Annotated in this window: 8 protein-coding genes; all 8 read right to left on the bottom strand. The window is 47.9% G+C overall.

Going from position 1 to position 7,512, the window contains the following annotated elements:
* Positions 1–32: 32 nt before the first annotated feature.
* On the bottom strand, positions 33–731 hold the full coding sequence (locus ACTCCX_RS10130) for a hypothetical protein (protein WP_463275877.1): 699 nt from the start codon (positions 729–731) through the stop codon (positions 33–35).
* A 120-nt stretch (positions 732–851) separates the two neighbouring features.
* Positions 852–1,274: a hypothetical protein gene (locus ACTCCX_RS10125; protein WP_463275876.1), complete on the bottom strand. Its 423-nt coding sequence runs from the start codon at positions 1,272–1,274 to the stop codon at positions 852–854.
* Entirely contained in the window at positions 1,252–2,196 is a 945-nt protein-coding gene (locus ACTCCX_RS10120) for a phosphodiester glycosidase family protein (protein WP_463275875.1), read from the bottom strand. The genes ACTCCX_RS10125 and ACTCCX_RS10120 overlap by 23 nt, the downstream gene beginning before the upstream one ends.
* Before the next feature lie 27 nt (positions 2,197–2,223).
* The gene (locus ACTCCX_RS10115; RefSeq protein ID WP_463275874.1) at positions 2,224–3,252 is read right to left on the bottom strand and encodes a glycosyltransferase; all 1,029 of its coding nucleotides are present in this window, start codon (positions 3,250–3,252) and stop codon (positions 2,224–2,226) included.
* A 233-nt stretch (positions 3,253–3,485) separates the two neighbouring features.
* Positions 3,486–4,409 (bottom strand): cysteine synthase A, encoded by a 924-nt coding sequence (cysK, locus tag ACTCCX_RS10110; protein ID WP_463275873.1) that lies wholly within the window; start codon positions 4,407–4,409, stop codon positions 3,486–3,488.
* A 190-nt stretch (positions 4,410–4,599) separates the two neighbouring features.
* Positions 4,600–5,733, bottom strand: a complete 1,134-nt coding sequence (locus ACTCCX_RS10105; RefSeq protein WP_463275872.1) for an AAA family ATPase — start codon at positions 5,731–5,733, stop codon at positions 4,600–4,602.
* 179 nt (positions 5,734–5,912) lie between these two features.
* Complete coding sequence (locus ACTCCX_RS10100) at positions 5,913–6,584, bottom strand: uroporphyrinogen-III synthase (protein ID WP_463275871.1); 672 nt, start codon at positions 6,582–6,584, stop codon at positions 5,913–5,915.
* The gene (gene hemC / locus ACTCCX_RS10095) at positions 6,581–7,465 is read right to left on the bottom strand and encodes a hydroxymethylbilane synthase (RefSeq protein WP_463275870.1); all 885 of its coding nucleotides are present in this window, start codon (positions 7,463–7,465) and stop codon (positions 6,581–6,583) included. Before hemC ends, ACTCCX_RS10100 begins: the two co-directional genes overlap by 4 nt.
* Positions 7,466–7,512 lie beyond the last annotated feature (47 nt).

The raw sequence follows: 7,512 nt of genomic DNA, 5'->3' as shown, positions 1-7,512 counted from the left end.
GTCAATGGCTTCAAAGCATTGGTAATACTGGATTATTGAGTAATTCGCTGTCTATAAAGGTTTTTAAAATTTTTTATGCATTTGATATTGCAATTAAGCTTTTTTTCGATTTTATGCCGCTTATTCATATTTTTTACTGGGCTCGTCGGACTCTTGACTCCGAAAGCGTGCAGAAACCGCCAAAAGTATTTCAAGGAGAGCATCGTCGGGTACCAAAGTTGGTCGTTCGGTAAATCCCCCTGCATGCCATGGACAACGAATATTTCCTGTTTCGTCTTCCGGTGCTTCAAAACCAAGGCTTCGATCGGCCGGATTCCAGGTAGGAAATCGTAGAAGAATTCAGTATATTCATCGTAGTTCCGAAAATAATTTTGTTCCACATACCATTGGCTTTTCAGATAAATATTGTGGTTCCCGTAAATCAAGATCAAGCGTTTTTCATCATAAAAACGTTTCAGGACTGCGAATACCTCAGGATGGGCATTCTTGATGTGCTTGAACTCGTGGTGCTCCCATAGTTCATCACCATCCCCATTTTCAACGTATATGAACTCATTCTTGTAATAGTATTCCATCGCATGCAGAAAAATATTCTTGTTCCGGGCGAATTCATCAGAAAGACTCCCATCGCCTCTGTGACAGTCACTCAAAAAAACATAATTGGAAGTTTCATCGATGTATTCGACCCTGGCCTTTTCGTAAGCCTCCGTAAGCCGTTTGTCCGTAAACATGCTTTTCACCTCATCTCACAGAATCCATTACCTATATTATAGTTCTCGGGGACCGGAAGTGCCACTATTTAGGACGGTCAGGAGCAAGGGTTCGCTGCTTTCACATGGGTGTTCTTCACCTCAGTTTGATTCGGTTATCCCTTTGGTGCTCCCTGAAAGCAGTGGCAAGATGCCGAGCAGTACCATGCTTGAGCCGACGATGCAGAAATAAGCTAGATAGACCGAATCGGTTCCGGCAATTTCCAGCACACCCTTCAGGAAATTACCGACTGTGAGTGTGGCGATTCCCGAGTGGTACAGGTTGGAAAAACTGCGGAAACGCTCCGTATCGACGATACCTACCTTTGCTGTGGCCACGAGATAAATGAGCAGCCCCCCTGCCAAAGGATACAAGAACATCCACGTCATTGCCGGCGAGGTGACGCCGTGACCAAACAGTCTGTAAATCTTTTCGGTTGTGATGGTTAAAACAGTCCATACACTGTATGTGATTCCGATTTTCCTTGATGCCGAATTTTTTTTATTCATATCCAAAATAGACAATATCGCTCACTTCCCTTTCTCCTGTGCTGTTGCCGCTCGTCGGATTATTGATGATCTCACCATTGAAATACAATGTTGATGAGCCGCCGCCATCCAAATTGTAGGCCGTGACTGCGCCTCTGTTCTGCATTTCTTCCGCCAACTGCAGCAACGAAAACCCTTCACTCTCATCTGTCCGGCCATCCGACACGATAATGATGTAGTGCAACGGGGAAATTTGGCCGATGGCGGTCCGCGGGTTGCTGGTCATCGATTGGGATACTTCGCTCGAAGCATCCACGGTTATTTCCCCATCTTCGATCAAAGAAGGACCGAACGAGATGATTTGCGCGATGCTGGATGTGTCGAGGGAAGACAGACTCGTTTCATTTTCGGAAATGATGGAGAAGTCTCCTTCGTTGTCGATGACCAAGGACTCCGCAGATTCGGTGTCCCTCGCAATATCGCGGTAGAGCGTTCCGTTCCTTAGGACATAACCTTCATCCCGGAATCCGTAAAAGTCGCCGTTGATTGCCAAAATTGCATCATGGCTGGTAGCGATGTTTGAGGTGACCGCTTTAATGTTTCTGCCGTAAGTATCCTGTGCTAAAGCAGTCTTTAGGAAGGAGGCATCGGAAATCTGGACATCCACCGCATAATAGGTTGTGTTGTTGCTACGACCTGTCTCGATGGCTATTTTGATGTTCTCATCCTCATAGGAAGATTCAGTGACCAGGGCAGTTGCATCTGTCAGTTCGCTTGCGGATTCGGACCCATCCAGATCCGTTTCTCCGGTTCCTGTGCTTGTCGTCTCTGTGGCTGCTACCGCAGACAAAGACTTCGGGATGACGAAGGCATCCAATAAGACGAATGCAGCCGCTGCACTCAACAGGCTAGAATAAATGAACGCCCAACGGTAGGGCTTCGAAAAAAACTGTTTCATGAGATGATTTGTCCTTTCTTTACCGTATTAAATATGTATTTTTTTTGGATCGCGTAACTGGCAAAAAAAAAGCGCTGCATCCACCACTGCTTTTACGAACAGCAACGGAATCGACAATCCGCTCAGAAGTTCCACCAGAAGTCCGCTCAAAACCAGCTGCGCAATGAAGAGTGCGCCATATTTGATTCCTTGGCTTCCGGATGATCGCTCGTTTTGGAAAACCCACTGCTTATTCAGGATAAAATTTACGGATCCGGAAATGCATCTGGCCAACAAGGTCGCAAGGCCTATTGTTTCCGTTATGGATGGAAACAGGTACGTACTGAACAATCCGAACAAAGACAGGTCCAACAGTGCCGACAGCGCGGAAGACAGACCGTATTTCAGTATATTCCAATAGATGCGTACTGAGTCCTTGATGGGATCGAAATGCGAGGCACGATTATTCTCAATATAGATGGTCTCGATCGGCACTTGCTTGAAAGGGATTTTATTTGCCGCAAATGTCATGAGCATATTCATCTCGTACTCGTATCTTTCACCCGGCAGTCCAAGACACAGATCCGCGTATCGCATCGGAACGCCCCGCAGCCCAGTCTGGGTATCTTGGCAACGGACGCCTGTCGCTGCTCGGAAAACCGCAGAGGTCATCCTGTTGCCAACGCGGCTGCGTAAGGGAATGTCCGGCTCCTTGAAGTTCCGCACACCCAAAACAAATGCCTGCTCATTTTTGCTCAGCATGTCTGCGATTTCCTTGATATCCTTGACCGCGTGTTGACCATCTGCGTCAGCTGTCAAAAAACCTGGGCACTCAGGATACTTATCCAAAAGGAAACTTATCCCTGTCTTTAAGGCCCGGCCTTTACCGCAATTGCTGGGATGTGTGCAAATATCGCTGGCGTATTTGCTTTTCAAAAGTCTAAAAATTGCTGCATGTTCCGTACCGCTGCCATCGTCCACCACGATGGTGTGCAGATCCTGTTTCTGCAACTCTTCAACCAATGAAACCAACTTCTCATCAGGGTTAAGAGCTGGAATGATTATGACTGGATTCATCTTGACGCCTCCTAAATTTAAGTCCGAGAAACCGATGCTCCTTTTCTGTTGCTGATTCCATTTTAAATGAGCATACCCATCGAATTCCTCGAAATCCATACGAATAGTTGCGGAAAAAAAGAAGCGAAACATACACAATTAAACGCCAACTCCAGACTAGGAACACAAAAAAGCCCCAACCACAGGAACTGCACCTGTTTTGGTTGGGGCATGCTCACTATCCCGTGAGATGCTTAATTCTGAAACACTGGGGTGGATAGGTATCTTTCGCCATTATCAGGTGCGATCGTCACTACCGACTTGCCTGCACCAATTTGCCCAGCCAAAGCGATGGCGCCTGCCACTGCTGCACCGCTGGAGATGCCCACCAGAATGCCTTCTTCTTTGGCAAGTCTGCGTGTCATCGCGAAAGCCTCTTCACTTGAAACCTGGAACACACCATCGAATACCGATGTGTCCAATACCTGCGGAATGAAGCCGGTACCGATTCCCTGAATCTTATGCGGACCTTTTTGGCCACCGCTCAATACGGCGGACTCAGAAGGTTCCAACGCATAGATGCCTACATCCGGATTCGCTTTTCGTAGGGCTCTGCCAACCCCTGTGATTGTACCGCCTGTTCCGACAGCCGATAAGAAGGCATCAGGACCGACACCACCGAAAGCGGCAATGATTTCCGGACCCGTTGTCGTTTCATGGATAGCCGGATTGGCTGGATTATCAAACTGCAAAGGCAAAAAATGACCAGGTTGGGCTGCAATTTCTTTCGCTTTTGCGATTGCTGCAGGCATCCCCTCGGCACCCGGAGTCAACACGAGTTCGGCCCCATAAGCGGAAAGCAACAGGCGTCTCTCGATGCTCATTGTATCCGGCATCACAAAGATGGATTTATACCCTTTCGCTGCTGCCAACATCGCCAATCCAACGCCTGTGTTGCCGCTTGTCGGCTCAACAATCGCGTCACCCGGTTTCAGGATTCCTTCTTCTTCCGCAGTCGCGATCATATTCAAGGCGATGCGATCCTTTATGCTGCCGCCTACATTGAATGCCTCCAATTTCAAATAGACATCAGCGAACCCTTCCGGCACGACATTGCTTAATTTGATGATAGGTGTATCTCCAATCAACTCTTCTACAGATGATACTATCTTAACCATGCTGATTCCCCCATTAATTTTATCTTTTTATGAATGTAAGCTTCAATATTTAAGCATGAAGCGACTTCTTTTTCATTCGATGGTAAAGCAAGCATACCACGGGAATGCTTCTCTGAAAATCAGACATAAACGAACAAGGGTGATCGGTTATTCCGAACACCCTTGTTCGTTTATGTCTGATACTATTGTTTTATTGATTGTGTCCCATCAGCGTGTCGATCGCTTCTTTTGCTTGTTTATAGCGGGCATAATAACTGTACTCGTCCTTATCGTCGACCCCTTTCGCATCCAGCATAACCACTTTATCCAGGTTTCCGCTGTTTGCGATTTCCTCCAGCATCATCTCATGGATGGTCGTCAAAAAGGCGTCCTCTGAAAATTCCATGTTGCGGTAGCCGTCATCGACATATTTCAGAGTCGGTGGCACAACCAAGATCAGATCCCATACTTGGCGTGCAATGAAGGCGTTGGCAGACTGTTCCACAATTGCATATTCTTCCGGTGTGATCGCATAATCCTCGTCCTCGGCGCCAAGGCGTGCGTAAACTTTCGTGACCATCACATCTGTGTCCAAAATGGCCATTCCTTGACTGGCAGGATCCGCAATCGTGTCCCGATTCAGCTGAAATTGCCCGGTGACTAACCGTTGATAATCCATACCATCCAATTCGAAATCATTCACATTCGATTCTTCTTGATATTGGCGCGAATACTCGAAGCTGTAAGGACAGGAATACAGTTTCGCCAAATCCTTGACCAATGTCGTTTTCCCCCCGCTCGGAGCTCCCAACACCAATACTTTTTTCGTGAACGCACGCCGAAAAGGCAATGCGATGGCATTAAAATAGCGCAAGGCATCATTTCGGATATTCAGACCAGAGACCGGGTAGAGGCTAGTATCCACCAAGTGGACTTCGTCACTGGATTCTTTTTCCAATGCTTCAGCCTGCACTCTTTTCCCGGTGTACCAAATCTTTTGCGCATCGCTGTGCTGCAACGAATCAACTATTTTGAGGTTGATGATTTCCAACCACGGCTCCCACTCAATTTCCTTTTGCGGAATTCCTTGACCCGCCGCCATCACTACATAAATCTGGTCATCATCCGCAAACAATTCGCGCATATAGCGGAATCGCCTGTAGACATCCAGACCGAAAGGCTCGCCACAATCTCCATCTTCTCCGCAGACGATCACGACGCAACCGTCATTCTCCTTCTTGGCTTTCAGGATGACTTCCAGATGCCCAATATGGCAAGGTGCGAAGGCTCCGAAAACGATGCCGATCCGGCTGCCGCTCAATTTGTCTTTGTACAGATTCCCCATCTCGATTCTCCCTTCTGAAGAACGTATTCTTTCATTCAGCATACCTTTTACCTATATTCTACAACTTCCTGACTGCACCGTATACCACGAATGTCTTTCCCTAGACTTGATGCCCGGAGAAAAGATCGATAGGACAAAAAACAGGCGCTCAGATCGATTGGATCTTTGCGCCTGGTTGCTTATCGTTGAAGCAAAACAGCTTCATAGCCGCTTTGGTTGATCGCATTCTTAGTGGTCTCTCCGATGGCGAAGAAAAGGAGCGTTTTTTTTTCGGTTTTGTCATAGACCGCAAGAAATCTCTTCCATGCCGATGGGCTTGCGAAGTATACAGCGGATAAGTCGCCCAAGTTGAGGACTTCCGCCAATTCCTCCCTGCGTTCGTCGAGAAGTACATTCTCGTAAAGAACCGTACCGGTAACCTCGTTTTCGATCCCCAGCCGTTCCTCGATGTACGCATCCGCTAACTGGCTCTTGGGATAAAAAATCGAAGTTCCTCCCGGAAAGCGTTCCGTCCACGCCGAAACGAACTCTTTTTTTGTCTCCTGCGGGCTGATGAATGCCACTTCAAATCCACATGACCGGACCATTTCGCCTGTTTTTTTGCCGATCACAGCAATTAAAGGGCGATGCCCTTTTTCAACAACGGCCAGGACACTCTTGACAGGCGCTTGGCTCGTAAAGAACAACCACTCGGCAGCATTGATGTTTGTTTTGACGGCTTCCGATATTGGCAACTGCTTGATTTCACATAGGGGTACTTCGTAAAACTGTCCGTACCCATGCGCACGGAAACGGACCTGATCTTCGGCGTTCATGGATAAAGGTCTCGTCAACAAGATCGCTTTCGTCATGGCAGCAATTCGTCCGCAGCCAATTCCGCCAACTTCAGCGGATCATCCCCGACATAACGTTTCCTTACACCCGGTTCGTCGATCGAATTTGCCAAGAAAGCCAAGAATTCCCATTTTCCATCGTCCAATGGATGCGCGTACCCGCCTATCGGCAAGTCGCAGTTGCCATTGGCGCGATGCAGGAAAAATCGTTCAGTGAGACTGGCCATCAAGGCAGTCTGATCGTTTATTCCACTGAGCAGCTCAATTATTTCCTTGTCCTCTTCACGGCATTGGACAGCCATGATCCCTTGCCCGATTGCCGGTGTACAGACTTCCGGTTCCAGCATGAGTGTATGCAGTCCTTCCAGATAGTCCATCCTTTCAAGCCCTGCTGCCGCAAGGACGATGCCGTCCAACCCTTCTTCCTTCATCTTCCTGAGCCTGGTCTCGATATTGCCGCGAATCGGCACGAACGACAGGTTCGGAAATGCAATCTTCAATTGGTTGATCCGGCGCACACTGCTCGTTCCAATCACCAAAGGAGCAGTTACCCCGTAAAATGGTTTGTCGTCATTCCAGATCAAGCAATCGAATGGATTAGCCCGTTTGGGTGTTGCGACGATAGTCAATCCTTCCGGCAATCTTGCCGGTACATCCTTAAGGCTATGTACTGCAAAATCGATTGTTTTATCCAAAAGCTGTGCCTCGACTTCCTTCACAAACACGCCCTTGCCCCCGATTTGTGTTAATGGTACATGCACCAACCTGTCCCCTTTGGTGGTGATGCCGACCACCTCGACATTCACCGATGGGTCCACTCTTTTCAATGCCTCAATCACAAGCTCGGTTTGTTTCAATGCCAATGCACTGCTTCGTGTACCTACTCTTAGAGTCTTCATGCAGCGTCCTCCCTCCTGTCACTATTATAGAAGACTTACGCTGGGAA

The organism is Trichococcus sp. (genome assembly GCF_055118575.1).
The sequence above is the reverse complement of the archived record's forward strand: the minus strand, read 5'-3'. Positions and strand labels throughout refer to the sequence as shown.

What these genes read in the sequence shown, in the direction of transcription:
- ACTCCX_RS10130 (WP_463275877.1), bottom strand. Translation starts at nt 731, where the DNA reads ATGTTTACGGACAAACGGCTTACGGAGGCTTACGAAAAGGCCAGGGTC.
- ACTCCX_RS10120 (WP_463275875.1), bottom strand. Translation starts at nt 2,196, where the DNA reads ATGAAACAGTTTTTTTCGAAGCCCTACCGTTGGGCGTTCATTTATTCT.
- ACTCCX_RS10115 (WP_463275874.1), bottom strand. Translation starts at nt 3,252, where the DNA reads ATGAATCCAGTCATAATCATTCCAGCTCTTAACCCTGATGAGAAGTTG.
- cysK (WP_463275873.1), bottom strand. Translation starts at nt 4,409, where the DNA reads ATGGTTAAGATAGTATCATCTGTAGAAGAGTTGATTGGAGATACACCT.
- ACTCCX_RS10105 (WP_463275872.1), bottom strand. Translation starts at nt 5,733, where the DNA reads ATGGGGAATCTGTACAAAGACAAATTGAGCGGCAGCCGGATCGGCATC.
- ACTCCX_RS10100 (WP_463275871.1), bottom strand. Translation starts at nt 6,584, where the DNA reads ATGACGAAAGCGATCTTGTTGACGAGACCTTTATCCATGAACGCCGAA.
- hemC (WP_463275870.1), bottom strand. Translation starts at nt 7,465, where the DNA reads ATGAAGACTCTAAGAGTAGGTACACGAAGCAGTGCATTGGCATTGAAA.